General features: G+C 63.4%; 12 protein-coding genes and 1 tRNA gene. 5 read left to right on the forward strand and 8 right to left on the reverse strand.

Annotated features, from left to right (window positions below; genetic code table 11):
• Positions 1–2: 2 nt before the first annotated feature.
• From BOO69_RS00265 to BOO69_RS00295, 7 genes are all read right to left on the reverse strand, one after another.
• The gene (locus tag BOO69_RS00265; RefSeq protein ID WP_071969240.1) at positions 3–965 is read right to left on the reverse strand and encodes a type II secretion system F family protein; all 963 of its coding nucleotides are present in this window, start codon (positions 963–965) and stop codon (positions 3–5) included.
• Positions 965–2,356 carry a CpaF family protein gene (locus BOO69_RS00270; RefSeq protein WP_071969242.1) on the reverse strand — a complete coding sequence of 464 codons (1,392 nt, stop codon included), beginning with the start codon at positions 2,354–2,356 and terminating at the stop codon, positions 965–967. Before BOO69_RS00270 ends, BOO69_RS00265 begins: the two co-directional genes overlap by 1 nt.
• Before the next feature lie 4 nt (positions 2,357–2,360).
• Complete coding sequence (locus tag BOO69_RS00275; RefSeq protein WP_071969244.1) at positions 2,361–3,674, reverse strand: CpaE/TadZ family protein; 1,314 nt, start codon at positions 3,672–3,674, stop codon at positions 2,361–2,363.
• Positions 3,675–3,684: 10 nt separating this feature from the next.
• A complete protein-coding gene (locus BOO69_RS00280; protein ID WP_172839475.1) occupies positions 3,685–4,311 on the reverse strand; it encodes a TadE/TadG family type IV pilus assembly protein in 627 nt (208 codons plus the stop codon).
• Positions 4,308–4,793, reverse strand: coding sequence for a TadE/TadG family type IV pilus assembly protein (locus BOO69_RS00285; RefSeq protein WP_071969246.1), 486 nt, complete (start codon positions 4,791–4,793; stop codon positions 4,308–4,310). The genes BOO69_RS00280 and BOO69_RS00285 overlap by 4 nt, the downstream gene beginning before the upstream one ends.
• The gene (locus BOO69_RS00290; RefSeq protein WP_071969248.1) at positions 4,790–6,250 is read right to left on the reverse strand and encodes a TadE/TadG family type IV pilus assembly protein; all 1,461 of its coding nucleotides are present in this window, start codon (positions 6,248–6,250) and stop codon (positions 4,790–4,792) included. The genes BOO69_RS00285 and BOO69_RS00290 overlap by 4 nt, the downstream gene beginning before the upstream one ends.
• Positions 6,251–6,358: 108 nt before the next feature.
• A complete protein-coding gene (locus BOO69_RS00295; RefSeq protein WP_071969250.1) occupies positions 6,359–6,559 on the reverse strand; it encodes a Flp family type IVb pilin in 201 nt (66 codons plus the stop codon).
• Positions 6,560–6,932: 373 nt separating this feature from the next.
• Here BOO69_RS00295 and BOO69_RS00300 point away from each other — a divergent pair, with 373 nt between their 5' ends.
• Positions 6,933–7,748, forward strand: coding sequence for a helix-turn-helix transcriptional regulator (locus tag BOO69_RS00300; protein WP_071969252.1), 816 nt, complete (start codon positions 6,933–6,935; stop codon positions 7,746–7,748).
• On the forward strand, positions 7,745–8,248 hold the full coding sequence (locus BOO69_RS00305; RefSeq protein WP_071969254.1) for an A24 family peptidase: 504 nt from the start codon (positions 7,745–7,747) through the stop codon (positions 8,246–8,248). Before BOO69_RS00300 ends, BOO69_RS00305 begins: the two co-directional genes overlap by 4 nt.
• A gap of 77 nt (positions 8,249–8,325) precedes the next feature.
• On the opposite strand, the gene BOO69_RS00310 is transcribed toward BOO69_RS00305, so the two are convergent.
• Positions 8,326–8,411 (reverse strand) — tRNA-Leu (locus tag BOO69_RS00310).
• A gap of 171 nt (positions 8,412–8,582) precedes the next feature.
• Here BOO69_RS00310 and BOO69_RS00315 point away from each other — a divergent pair.
• The 3 genes from BOO69_RS00315 to BOO69_RS00325 all read left to right on the forward strand — a co-directional run bounded on the left by BOO69_RS00315 (position 8,583) and on the right by BOO69_RS00325 (position 11,964).
• Positions 8,583–9,569: a complex I NDUFA9 subunit family protein gene (locus tag BOO69_RS00315; RefSeq protein WP_071969256.1), complete on the forward strand. Its 987-nt coding sequence runs from the start codon at positions 8,583–8,585 to the stop codon at positions 9,567–9,569.
• Positions 9,569–10,369: an undecaprenyl-diphosphate phosphatase gene (locus BOO69_RS00320; RefSeq protein WP_071969257.1), complete on the forward strand. Its 801-nt coding sequence runs from the start codon at positions 9,569–9,571 to the stop codon at positions 10,367–10,369. Before BOO69_RS00315 ends, BOO69_RS00320 begins: the two co-directional genes overlap by 1 nt.
• Before the next feature lie 158 nt (positions 10,370–10,527).
• Positions 10,528–11,964 (forward strand): NAD(P)-dependent oxidoreductase, encoded by a 1,437-nt coding sequence (locus tag BOO69_RS00325; protein ID WP_071969259.1) that lies wholly within the window; start codon positions 10,528–10,530, stop codon positions 11,962–11,964.
• Positions 11,965–11,987 lie beyond the last annotated feature (23 nt).

The raw sequence follows: 11,987 nt of genomic DNA on the forward strand, positions 1-11,987 counted from the left end.
CCCTAGATCTTGAAGGTTACGAGCTTGCGCAGGGCAAGGAAGTTGGCCACCACCAGCAGGATGATCGTGATCGCGATCGGCTGGTACATCGGGTCATCGCTGATCGCGCCGTAATAATCCGGCGCGGTGTAGGAGGTGACGAGGTAGATCAATACGGGCAGGGCGGAGAGCACGTAGGCCGACATGCGCCCTTCGGAGGAGATCGCGCGCACCCGACGGCGCATCACGATCCGGTCCCGAACGACCTTGGCGAGGGTCCCCAGCATATCCGCCAGATTGCCGCCGGTGCCGTGCTGGATCCGGATGGACACCGCCAGATATTCGACGTCTTCCTGTCCGACCCGGTCCGCGAAATCGGTGAAGGCGTCGGTGAGGTAGTCGCCGTGGCTGACCTGCTCGGCCAGTTGGCGAAATTCCGCACCGATGGGGTCGGGCATCGTACGCCCCACGTTAGAAATTGTTGCGCTGATCGGGTGGCCGATCCGCAGACCGCGCATCATGAGGTCAAGCGCATCGGGCAACTGCTGCGTCAGGGCATCCACCCGCGTGGCGTGTCGTTTCCGGAGAAACGCCTTGACCAGCAAGATCGAGATGACGACGCCGGCCGGGTAGGCGACGGCCGCATTCAGTCGCAATGAAAGGGCGACGCCGATCGCCAGTGCAAGGACGAGGAGGCCCGTCAGGATCAGCGGTTCCTTTCCTTCCAGCCCGGCCCGGCGCACCAGCAGGGCGGGATCGCCGATCAGCGGGATCGACAGCCCCGTCAGCCCCTGGCGCTGCCTGCGGACCATCGCCTCGGCCATGCCGTGTCCGGTTTGCGGGCGCATGTTCTTGAGACGTCTGGCCGCCGTCCGTTCCTGACGGTTCTCGGGCGCCAAGATCATGCGGAAGGCGACGATCGCCAGCATCAGCAGGCCTGCGACCGCGAGGGTCCAGATCAGGGTGAGAGATCCGTCGACGGGCATCAGGCGACCTCTTCCATCATCGAGAAGGCGTCGCTGGCCAGTGATACGCCGGACGACATCAAGGCTTCGAAGCAGCGGGGGCGCACGCCGGTGGCCATCATGCGACCCTTTACGTTGCCGTCATCGTCGACGCCCATCTTCTTGAAGACGAAGATGTCCTGCATCATCACGGTATCCCCCTCGAGCCCCACGATCTCGGAGATGCTGGTAACTTTGCGCCGCCCGTCCGACAGGCGGTTGAGCTGCAGCACCAGTTGCAGACCCGCCGCGATCTGCGAGCGGATGGCCTGCATCGGGAAATCTCCGCCGATCATCGTGACCATCTGTTCAAGGCGGCTGATCGCGTCGCGCGCGGTATTGGCGTGGATCGTGGTCATGGACCCGTCGTGGCCGGTGTTCATGGCCTGCAACATGTCGAAGGCCTCGTTCCCGCGAACCTCTCCGACCATGATCCGGTCGGGACGCATCCGCAGGGCATTGATGAGCAGGTCGCGTTGGGTGATACGGCCCGTGCCTTCGGCGTTCGCGGGTCGCGTTTCGAGGCGGACGACGTGTTCCTGCTGCAGCTGCAACTCTGCCGCGTCCTCGATGGTCACCATGCGGTGACGCGGGTCGATGAAAGCGGACAGCGCGTTGAGCATCGTCGTCTTTCCCGATCCGGTGCCGCCGGAAATCAGGATGTTCATGCGGCCCTTCACCGCCGCTTCGAGAAACTGCGCCGCCGGTTTGGACAGGGCGCCATGCTCCAGCAGCCTGTCCATATGCAACGGTGTCCGCGAGAACTTGCGGATCGAGAGGCTGGGACCGTCGATGGCGCAGGGGCGGATGATCGCGTTGACGCGGCTTCCGTCTTCCAGGCGCGCGTCAACCCAAGGCTGGCTTTCGTCGATACGACGGCCGACGCTGGACACGATCTTGTCGATGATCCGCAGAAGGTGGCGTTCGTCGCGGAAACGGACCTCAGTGCGTTCCAGCAGGCCGCGCCGTTCGACAAAGACCTTGTCGGTGCCGTTGACAAGGATATCGCTAACCGTCGGGTCCGCGAGCAGGGGTTCGAGCGGGCCGAGCCCCAGAACCTCGTCCAGCAGTTCGTCCATCAGCGCCTGGAATGCGCCGGATGGAATGTGCTGACCCCGCTCCTGCAGGTGCTGCGCGGCGAGCGTGGCGATTTCCCGGCGCAGATCCTCCTTGCTGACCTTGTCGAGAACCGTCAGATTCAACTGGTCCAGCAGCAGGGTGTGCAGTTCCACCTTCAGGCCGTTGTCCGACTCGGCGACTGGCGCGGGTCGTGCTTTGGCCGCGGGCTGCGGGCTCGGCTGCGGTTGCGCCGCGGGACGGGCAGGCGCAGGTGCGGGGGCGGCAGGCCGGTTGGCGTTGAAGGATCTGAACATCCGCTTAGCCCTTTCCTGTGCTGGCAAAAAGCGTCTTCTTGAGCGCGACGATCGCGCGCGCCGGCCCGGAGCGCTTGGCGTTGCCGATCAGCGGCGTGCCGAGGTCGATGGCTCTTTTCGCGGCGCGGGCATCGGTCGGAATCCAGTGAATCAGGGGCCTGCCGATCAGCTGCGCCGCCTCCTTTTGGGCCTCGGTCGTCACCAGCGGCTTCTTCTCGAAGTTCATCACGACCTTGATCGGGAGGGTCATGTGCTCTTCCGCGATCAGGTCGATCAGCCGCCGCGTCCGGCGGACCGAGGGAAGCGACATGTCGCTGACCACGAGCACCCTCGCCGCGTTGGCCAGAACCGGATCCATCCAGTCCACCACGGTCTGGGGCATGTCGATGACGATGTTGTCATAGCGCGTCTTGAGTGCGGTCATCAGTGTGACCATGTCCTGCGGCGATATTGCCGAAAGCGGAGCGAAGACATCGGGTGCGGTCAGCACGTCGACGCCGCTGGCGTGGCGGACCATGGCCTTGTCCAGGAAAGCCGCATCCGGCACGGCGTCACCGCGAACAAAGCGCGTTGCCTGGTCGGAATCCGGCAGGTCGAGCATCAGCGCGATTGCCCCGTTCTGGATGTCGAGATCGACCAGCGCAGTGGTGCCGGGTTTGGCATCCCTTGCGATGGCGGCGGCAAGATTGACGGCCAGGGTCGACGCACCGGCGCCGCCCCTTGCACGCAGCATCACGGTGACGTCGCCATGACCCTTGGCAAGCATCTCCGCGCCGGGGGTGTCCTGCGCGGTCAGGGCGGCAGGCATGTCGTCCTCGCCCAAGGACGGATCGGCGATGGGTTCAGGGTTCGCGGTCTCAGTGTGCTCGGGCGCTTTCCGGAGGTCCGCGCCGACGCGGCTTTCCGGGGCTTTCAGCGTGACCACAAGCATGTCCTGCACGCCAAGGTCCAGCATCGCGTTGCGGATGTCTGCGGCCAGGGGGCGCGTGGATACCGCGATGAATTGCGGCCCGGTCAGCATGTCCTCGACCCGCTTGAGGGCGGCAAGGTCGGCGGCCACGTCCTCACCGACCTCGAAGGCGATGATGTCGATCCGGTCCAGTTCCATGCCCTTGGCATCGAGGACTGCGTTAAGCGTGCCGTGAACCACCGTTCCGGCGACGTTCGGATCCTGACCCATTTCCTCGCTCAGGTTTCGGCCGAGTTCGGGGGTCTGCACCGCGATGATGACCTTTGTGCGCGGTCCGCTGTCCCGATCGGGCTGGGCCGCGACTGCTGCGGCCACCTGCTTTTCGATATCGTGATGGGCGATGGTCATGCAAAGGTTCCTAGTTGATGGTTTCAGCGGGCAGAGAGGCGCTCATGGCGGGAAAGGTGAACCCTTCGCCCAACTTGCTGCCCTTGGAATTGCTGGCGAAATCCGCCAGCGCGCCCAGCGGCGAAATGAAGTCGAAGCGCAGCGCCGCCAGTTCGACGGTGACGACCGGGGTATAGGCAGCGGCGACCCGGTTGAGGCTGGGGTCGAAGCTGTAGGTGAACCTCAGATTCTCGGGCCGGGCGGTGTTCGGCAGCAGGGGGCGCACCCGATTCCAGATCTGCGCGGCAGTCGGGTTTTCGAGCGATCCGGTGCAGGACACCAGGCCGGGCGCCTGGCACAAACCCGGGCGCGTCTCGCACGAGCTGCCGTTCGGCAGGTCGAGGGAGATGATTCCGATCAGTCCACGTTGGTTGACGCGGGGCACATCCGGGCAGGCGGGCGCGCGCACGACGGCCATGCGAACCGCCTTTTCGGTCGCCTTTTCCGCCATCACGTTGGAAAATCCCAGCCGCGCAAAGTCGATCAGGGCGAAGATCATGAAGATGAAGATACTGAGTACCACGGCGAATTCCACGAGGGTCGCGCCGGCTTCGTTTCGTGCGAAATGCCGAAAATCGATACGGGACAGGGAAATCACAGGCCCAGGATCCTCGTGCTGTCGGTAACTTTCGTGTCGACGGCGGCGGTCTCGACCCCGGCCAGCCGAAAGAGCGACGCGAAGGGCACCCCGATCTGAAGGCTGGCACTGACCGTTGCCACCGCGGTGGCGCCGCCGCGCAAACCGGCGTTCCGGCAGGTCAGGCTGGCGTTGACACCCTTGATCGACACGGCGCGCGGGAACATTCCCTCGCCGGACTGGCTGGTGCGTACGATCTCCGTCAGCTTGGCATCCCAGGCGCTGACCGATCCACCGTTCAGGCAGATGTCGCGGTCCACCACGCGGCTGAGGTAGCGTGTCGCATCACGCACCCCGGTGATCGTGGTCTGGTAGGACCAGTAGGTCCGCGTGCCCTCGACGCAGAGCCCGACAAATAGAAGGAGCGTCGGCAGGAGCATTCCGAATTCGACCAGCGCGGCGCCGTCTTCGTTTCGCCAGAAGGTGAGGTGCCTGCGCATCATTCGACAAGCCTCACGACGTCCACGACTTCCGTGTCGAGGTTGCCACCACCGCAATCGCCGCCCAGGCAGGCGGTGATCTCGACGTTGAGCAGACCGTTTTCTGCGGGGCCGAGAGTGAAGACCTCGAAGAATTGTTGCACAGGGGGCACCGTCACGGCGGCATCCAGTTCCGCCGAAAGGCAGTCGATCCCGGCCACCACCATGAGGCGGCGCTTGATATCCTTGTTCGGCTGGGGCGCGCACATGGCGGGTTCTCCGATCACGCCGCCCAGAAGGCCACCGACCGCGCCCGTCAACGGGTTGGACTCAGCTTCGACGGCGGCTTCGATTTCGGCTTGGTAGAATTCGAAGCGCGTGCGCGCCTCGGGGTGGGGCTCGTCGCCGTCGTAATGCGCTTCGACATAGGCCGTCCGGCCCGCCTCCCACACACCGTTGCCCTGAACGGAGCATCCGCCGGTCGCAAGGCAATCGTCGGTCGGCAGCCCGATATCCGCGTTCCCGAGGTTCAGCAGGTCTCCGATCGGGAGGCAGAGGCCTGCGGCGCTCAGCAGGCCGGTAAGGACGTTGGGCGCGGCACTGAACTGCGGTTTGTTGCGGTATCCGGAAACGAGACCACGGAACTTGCCGAAACGGGTATTGATCGCGTCCATCAGGTCGGTGCCGGAGACATCCGCCGTAAGATGCAGCCCGCCGCCTCCGGCGCAGGCCGTTTCCGGCTGGCGCGAGGCCAGCAGACAGGCAGCCAGGTTGCGGCCGAGCAGGCCCGCGCAGATTTCGAGGCCGTCGAGTGAGTCGGTCAGCGTGTGGACGGCGCGAAGCTGGCCGGGAATCAGTTGGCTGAGATTTACATCCAGCTTCAGCTCCAATGTCTTTCCGATGTTCGAAGCCGCGTCGAAGTCGACCGAGGGCAGGCACATGGCGACCGGCGCGACATTGCATGCCTCAAGCGAGAACCCCGCCACCGCGCTGGCGGAGACGCTGCTGTCGGGTGTTTCTTCGCCGGTGAGAGAGCTGAAGGCCGCAGTCACGGCAGCCCGAACGTCGCGATCGCTGATGCGGGCTTCGACGAAACGGGCGGCATAGCTGTTCGTGGTTTCGAGCGCCTCTGACCGCTCGAACTTGCCGTTTGGAGCGGGCTTGTAGAAAACCAGCGCGACGTCGTCGGCGAAATCGAGGGTGCGTGCCCCGTCCGCGAAAGTCTGCGTATCGGTGATCAGGCCGGCAGCCGCATCGGTCGCGCGGGCGATGGAATCCGACTTGCCGTCCAGTTCCGCCGCGGCGGCAAGGCTGACACTGTCGGCGTAGGATTGCAGTTCCGACTGGGTGGCGGCCATGCGCCCAGTGTCGAAGATCAGGCCAAAGAAGCCCAGGATCATGACCACGCAGACAGCCCAGAGCAGCAGCACGCCGCCATGTTCGTCCCTGCGAAAATGATCGAGTGCCGCTATGGGGGTCATCTGGGTACCTGGACTAAATCGTTAAACATTCCTTGCGGAAGGGTGAGCAGCGCCAACCGAAAAGGCGGTGGTTGGCGCGTCTCTTCTTTGGAAACATGGGAGGCCCGCTTACGGGTTGGTCGGCGTCGCGGTCTGGTTCACGGCGGCCTTGGCGTCGCTGAACTTGGTGTTCACGTCACCGCCCAGGGTCAGCAGGGCGCCTGCGCCGACGCTCACGGCAATGCCCAGGGCGATACCGTATTCCACGAGGGTCGCCCCTTCGTCACAGCTTTGCAGGCGGGCAATCAGGTTCTTCAGGGTGTTCGTCATCAGTTTGGTTCCTTTTACGATGGTCTCTCGAGACCGAAATCATTATGACCCTCTGTCCGATTGGGCCGCTGATGGAAAAAGAAATAGCCAATCCAATTTGTTAACACATCGTTCAGCACGATGAACGTTCGGGGCCATTTCAGGGCTGTTTTGCCCGGAATGTGGCATTCAGCGGTTCGCTTTGAGGCCGGGGTCGCAGGCGGGACACATCTTGTATGCAACGTCCGGCCTCGCGGCGATGACGGCCGACACTTCCAAACTTTCGCCACATTCCGGTGGTCCATGGGGTGGAGCGGACCGGCACAGCCGGACCGACCCCGTTGTTGGAGAGTAAACAGTGCAAAGACATGTCGTCAGGGATCGAACGGATATCGTGCCGTTTCCGAACGCAACCGATACGCACAGCCGCATCGCCCGGTGCTTTGCCCTGCTCAATGACTGGCACGCGGCCATCGCCGGTCACGCCCCCCTGACGGATGTGATCGCTGTTCTCACGCGCCAGACCTCGGCCCGCAACATTTCATTCTACCGCTTCAGGGAAGACCGGTCTGTTCCCATCGCCGCAGCCCGCCGGCAGGACGACACCGCCGCTGCGGAAAACAGCAAGGGCACGCTGGCCAGATATCTTCGTGCCACACGAGATGCGGAGATCCCGCCCGGCACGATGCTCAGCCTCAGCGATCTGCGCGCCGAAGCCGAATTTCCCGGCAGTGCCGCGGCCGCCGAATGGGATCCGCGGGAGGATATCATCAACGTCGTGCTAATCGTTCTGGCGGACCGGCCGGGTCAGCTTGACGTGATCGAGATGATCTTCGATTCGATCCCCAGCCTGAACCCCGACATCCCGCCGGTTCTGGTCAGTGCCGCCCTGGCGGAAGCCTGGAAGATGCGCGCGCCGGGCCTGATCACGAGGATCACGCTGTCGAACATCAGAAGCCGGTCGCAAAGCGTGCAGGTGCCGTCTTCGGGGATCCTCAGTGGCAACAATCCCTGCGGGCTCAGTCGTGCAGAGCAGCGGGTCTGTCACATGCTGGTTGCCGGCCAGAAAGCCAAGACCATCGCCGAGGAGCTCGACCTGTCGGTCGCCACGGTGCGCACGCATTTGCGGAACATCTATTCCAAGACGCAGACGGCGGGGCAGGTGGAACTCATCGCACTGGTCAACGATCCTGACGGGGTGGTCTCGTGACGGCTTTCGCAGATATAGCGGTGCCGGTCGGCTGGCTGGTGGCCCCGCTGATGCTGGCGGTGATCCTGTGCGATCTGCGGTTGATGCGGATTCCTAACGGACTGGTCGGTCTCGTTCTCGTCGTGGCCATTGTCAGCCTCGCCATGACCGAGCCGCTGACCGAAATCCTCTGGCGATTCTGCGCGGCTCTCGTCGTTTTCGCCGCAGGGCTGGCACTGTTCGCCGCGCGCCTCATGGGGGGCGGAGACGTCAAGTTGATGGCGGCGCTTACCCTGCTGATCCCGACGGCGGCGCTGCCGGTTTTCGGCCTGCTCTTCTCGGCATGTATCGTGCTGGGCGTCATCCTCCTGGTCGCCCTGCGTGCCATGTCGGATGCCCAGAGCACCCGCTGGCTCAGCCTGCGCGACCGGCGGCGGTTTCCGCTGGGTCTGAGTATCGGCATGGCGGGATTGACCTTTGTCGCCCTTGGGGAACGGCTCACATCGACACTCGTCGCCTGATCCGGGTCTGGTGCTGAAGCAAGAGAAACCCTGCGTCCGCCAAGGCGGCGTTTTTGGTTTTCGCCATGTCGGGGAATTGGTGCCCAGGAGAGGACTCGAACCTCCACACCGTTGCCAGTACTAGCACCTGAAGCTAGCGCGTCTACCATTCCGCCACCTGGGCAGGTCACGTGAGGGCTGCATTTAGAGGGGGAGCGTAGCAGTGTCAATTGCATTCTGGCGCAATTTTCAACTTTGGCCGGTTCCGTAATGGACAACGGGCGATTGGCCTTGTTTGACTGGGGGGGTGTCGTTAAACCGGCACCGTGAATTCGATCGCGCGAGGAGCTTCATCATGTCCAAGCTGGTAACGATCTACGGCGGTTCCGGCTTTGTCGGGCGGTATATCGCCCGCCGCATGGCCAAGGCCGGCTGGCGGGTGCGGGTCGCGGTGCGTAACCCGAACGAAGCCATCTTCGTGCGGCCCTACGGTGTCGTCGGGCAGGTGGAGCCGATCCTGTGCAACATCCGGCATGACGACTCGGTAAGGACCGCGATGCAGGGGGCCGATGCCGTCGTCAACTGCGTGGGCATCCTAGTCGAGCAGGGCCGCAACCGTTTCGACGCCGTGCAGGCGGAGGGTGCTGCCCGCGTCGCGCGGCTGGCCGCCGAAGAGGGCATCGAAAGGATGGTCCAGATCTCTGCCATCGGGGCGGATGCCGAGTCCGACAGCGCGTACGCCGCCAGCAAGGGCGAGGGCGAGAAGGCTGTGCGGAAGTACATGCCGAATGCAGTGATCTTGCGGCCCTCCATCGTCTTTGGTCCCGAAGACGATTTCTTCAACCGTTTCGCGGGCATGGCGCGCAACAGCCCGATCCTCCCGGTGGTGGGGCAGCACACCCGCTTCCAGCCGGTCTATGTCGACGATGTCGCGCAGGCCGCAGTTCTCGCCGTGACCGGCAAGGCCGAAGGTGGAATCTATGAACTGGGTGGTCCCGAAGTCGATACCTTCCGGGGGTTGATGGAGCGGATGTTCGGGGTCATCCATCGCCGTCGCCTGATCTTTAACATGCCGACGTTCATCGCGCGGATCATGGCATGGGGTTTCGACACGCTGCAATCTCTCAGCTTCGGCCTGTTCGTGAACCGCATGCTGACCCGCGATCAGGTCAGAAACCTCTCCAAGGACAATATCGTGTCGGAAGGGGCAAAAACCCTTGCCGATCTGGGCATCAAGCCGGTGTCGATGGCATCGGTTCTGCCGGACTACCTGTGGCGTTTCCGACCTTCGGGCCAGTACGACGCGATCAAGGAATCCGCACGCAACCTGCGTAACGGCTGATGGATACGACACTTGTCGCGGCCGTTCTCGGTCTGCTCGAAGGGCTTACGGAGTTCATTCCCGTATCCTCGACGGGTCACCTGCTGCTGGCCGGTCATTTCCTGGGGTTCCAGAGCGCGGGGCGCACATTCGAAGTCGTGATCCAGCTCGGTGCGGTGCTTGCGATCCTGTCTCTCTATGCCGCGCGACTTTGGGCCGTGTTTTCCGCGGCCCCGCATGATCCTGCGGCGCGGCGCTTCATCCTGTCGGTTCTGGTTGCGTTCCTGCCTGCGGTCGTGATCGGTGTCATCGCCCACGATTTCATCAAGACGGTCCTTTTCGAGACGCCGATGCTGATCGCCGTCATGCTTGTGGTCGGAGGTGTCATCCTCCTGTTCGTGGACCGTATCGCACCCGAACCGCGGCACGAGGACGCAATGGAGTTTCCGTTGCCCATGGCGCTGAAGATCGGGTTCATACAGTGCCTTGCCATGATCCCGGGCACGTCACGTTCCGGTGCGACCATCGTGGGGGCATTGCTGCTGGGCGCGAGCAAGAGAGCCGCGGCGGAATTCTCGTTCTTCCTGTCCATGCCGACCATGGCAGGGGCCTTTGCCTACGATCTCTACAAGAACCGCGATGTGCTCGACGCATCGGCACTCGGCGAAATCGCGGTCGGGTTCGTGATGGCTTTCATCTCTGCGGTGTTGGTTGTCCGCTGGTTGCTCGATTACGTCAGCAGGCATGGTTATGCGCTGTTCGGATGGTGGCGAATCATCGTGGGCACGGTTGCGATCGCGGCCCTTTACGCAGGTTTTTGATTATTGGGTCCGGTTCGGACCCAAATAAAGTCGCCATCTTGAGATATTTCGCGCCTTCGGCGAAATAATGGATCATATACGTCAGCCTTGCTGACTTTATTTTTGATTCGACCTGAGATAGATGGATGCTCTGGCCGTAAATCTGGAAGGGCACCACCATGGCAGAGCAGCCGATGCTGAAATTCGTCAATATCGAACGGGACATGCCCGAGAAGCGTCCCCCTGACCTGCGTCGCGCCGACTTTCAGGAAATCTATGCGGAATACGCCGACGCCAAGGCGAAGGAGCAGTCGAGCCGGTGCAGCCAGTGCGGGGTTCCCTACTGCCAGTCTCACTGTCCGCTGCACAACAACATCCCGGACTGGCTGCGCCTGACCGCCGAAGGCCGCCTGCAGGAAGCCTACGAAGTCAGCCAGGCGACCAATACGTTTCCCGAGATCTGCGGCCGTATCTGCCCCCAGGACCGTCTGTGCGAGGGCAACTGCGTGATCGAACAATCGGGTCATGGCACGGTGACGATCGGGGCGGTGGAAAAGTACATCACCGATACCGCTTGGGAAGAAGGCTGGGTGCAACCGATCAAGCCGGCGGCGGAACGCGAGGAAAGCGTCGGCATCATCGGTGCGGGTCCGGGCGGCCTCGCGGCGGCGGACGTCCTGCGGCGCGCCGGGGTGCAGGTCACGATATACGATCGGTACGACCGCGCCGGCGGGTTGCTGACCTACGGGATTCCGGGCTTCAAGCTGGAAAAGGACGTGGTGATGCGGCGCAATGACCAGTTGGCCGAGGGCGGCGTAACCTTCGAGCTGAATTGCGACGTTGGCATCGATATCTCTTTCGCCGAAATACGCGCGAAGCACGATGCGGTCATCATCGCCACCGGTGTCTACAAGACGCGCGAGATACAGGCGCCCGGTGTCGGCGTGCCGGGGCTGGAGCGTGCCATCGACTTCCTCACCGCCAGCAACCGTAAGAGCTTCGGCGACAAGGTCGAGGAATTCGAAAGCGGTCGGCTGAATGCAAAGGGCAAGCGGGTCGTCGTCATCGGCGGCGGCGACACCGCGATGGACTGCGTGCGCACCTCGATCCGTCAGGGGGCGACCTCGGTAAAGTGTCTCTATCGCCGGGATCGCGCCAACATGCCGGGCAGCCAGCGGGAAGTGGCCAATGCCGAGGAAGAAGGCGTGGTCTTTGAATGGCTTTCTGCGCCCAAGGGCTTTGTCGGCGATCCCGTTACCGGCGTCATGGTGCAGAAGATGCGCCTCGGACAGCCGGACGCCACCGGCCGGCAGGCGCCTGAACTGATCGAGGGATCGGATTACGTCGAGGACGCGGATCTGGTGATCATGGCTCTGGGCTTCGAACCCGAGGATCTGCCGACGCTTTGGGGGGAAACGGAACTGCCCGTGAACCGATGGGGCACGATCAAGGCCGACTATGTGTCCGGCCAGACCGCGCTGGACGGGGTCTATGCCGTGGGTGACATCGTTCGCGGCGCAAGCCTTGTCGTCTGGGCGATCAAGGACGGGCGCGACTGCGCCCAGGCGATCCTCAAGCGGTTGGACGCCGGGGAAACCGCAATCGCGGCGGAATAAAACGGGGGAAGGGCGCGGTCCAG

Origin of the sequence: Sulfitobacter alexandrii (assembly GCF_001886735.1) — a bacterium.
Lineage (GTDB): Bacteria > Pseudomonadota > Alphaproteobacteria > Rhodobacterales > Rhodobacteraceae > Sulfitobacter > Sulfitobacter alexandrii.

Bases quoted from the DNA above. Each gene is read 5' to 3' on its own strand.
- BOO69_RS00320 (WP_071969257.1), top strand. From the start codon at position 9,569: ATGGATACGACACTTGTCGCGGCCGTTCTCGGTCTGCTCGAAGGGCTT.
- BOO69_RS00315 (WP_071969256.1), top strand. From the start codon at position 8,583: ATGTCCAAGCTGGTAACGATCTACGGCGGTTCCGGCTTTGTCGGGCGG.
- BOO69_RS00275 (WP_071969244.1), bottom strand. From the start codon at position 3,674: ATGACCATCGCCCATCACGATATCGAAAAGCAGGTGGCCGCAGCAGTC.
- BOO69_RS00325 (WP_071969259.1), top strand. From the start codon at position 10,528: ATGGCAGAGCAGCCGATGCTGAAATTCGTCAATATCGAACGGGACATG.
- BOO69_RS00270 (WP_071969242.1), bottom strand. From the start codon at position 2,356: ATGTTCAGATCCTTCAACGCCAACCGGCCTGCCGCCCCCGCACCTGCG.
- BOO69_RS00290 (WP_071969248.1), bottom strand. From the start codon at position 6,250: ATGACCCCCATAGCGGCACTCGATCATTTTCGCAGGGACGAACATGGC.
- BOO69_RS00295 (WP_071969250.1), bottom strand. From the start codon at position 6,559: ATGACGAACACCCTGAAGAACCTGATTGCCCGCCTGCAAAGCTGTGAC.
- BOO69_RS00265 (WP_071969240.1), bottom strand. From the start codon at position 965: ATGCCCGTCGACGGATCTCTCACCCTGATCTGGACCCTCGCGGTCGCA.
- BOO69_RS00285 (WP_071969246.1), bottom strand. From the start codon at position 4,793: ATGATGCGCAGGCACCTCACCTTCTGGCGAAACGAAGACGGCGCCGCG.